Origin of the sequence: Streptococcus hepaticus (genome assembly GCF_043656315.1) — a bacterium.
Classification (GTDB): Bacteria; Bacillota; Bacilli; order Lactobacillales; family Streptococcaceae; genus Streptococcus; species Streptococcus hepaticus.
In genome coordinates this window covers 1-973 of record NZ_JBINIY010000038.1, presented here as the reverse complement: position 1 = coordinate 973, position 973 = coordinate 1, and the positions used below count along the sequence as shown (strand labels likewise).

Genomic DNA, 973 nt, shown 5'->3' with positions numbered 1-973 from the left:
TATCGAATATATAAAGGGAGGAAAGGAGGTAAAATGAAACTAGATAAAGAAGTGAAATTTCATAAATATTATAAACAATAGGTGGCAATCTATAAAGAGGGTGCTGTCAGAGATGTTACATTGAGCAAATATCGCATGTCACATCAATGGTTGGTTAAATTAATTCCTAATTTAACACTTAATGAACTATCGAGAATTAGTTATCAAAAATTATTAAATGACTATGCAAAAGAACACGAAAGACAAACGACAATGGATTTTCATCATCAATTAAAAGGAGCAATTTTAGATGCTGTAGATGAAGGCTTAATCGACAGAGACCCAACTCGTAAAGCAATTATAAAAGGGAAAACGCCCAGAGTTAAAAAGAAAAAGTATTTGAATCAGTTTGAATTGCAATCTTTATTAAAACAGCTAAAGTTAACTGAAGATATTAATTGGAATTGGCTTATTTTACTTATTGCCAAAACTGGCATCCGTTTTTCTGAAGCACTCGCAATTACACCTAATGATTTTGACTTTTCAAATCAAACTTTATCCATTAATAAGACTTGGGATTACAAGGGAAATGGAGGTTTTTTACCTACAAAGAATAAATCTTCGGTTCGAAAAATACAATTAGATTGGAAAACAGTTATTCAATTTTCAGAATTAACAAGAGAGTTATCCAGTGATAAAACGATTTTTGTCAGAGAAGGGCAAAAGGTCTACAACTCTACCGTGAATGCAACTTTATCAAGAGCATGTAAAAAAGCAGAAATTGCGGAGATTACTATCCATGGATTACGTCATACCCATGCCTCATTGTTGCTTTTTGCAGGGGTTTCAATTGCAAGTGTTGCGCGAAGGTTGGGGCATGCAAGTATGACAACTACACAGAAAACATATTTACACATCATTCAAGAGCTAGAAAATAAAGATATTGATATTGTAATGCGGTCATTATCTGGTTTAAATTAAATCAAGGTGGTTT

At 32.7% G+C, this 973-nt stretch carries 1 protein-coding gene; it reads left to right on the top strand.

The window, feature by feature from the left end:
* Positions 1-81 precede the first annotated feature (81 nt).
* On the top strand, positions 82-960 hold the full coding sequence (locus ACHUFA_RS10950) for a site-specific integrase (protein WP_394406099.1): 879 nt from the start codon (positions 82-84) through the stop codon (positions 958-960).
* The last annotated feature ends 13 nt before the right edge of the window (positions 961-973 follow it).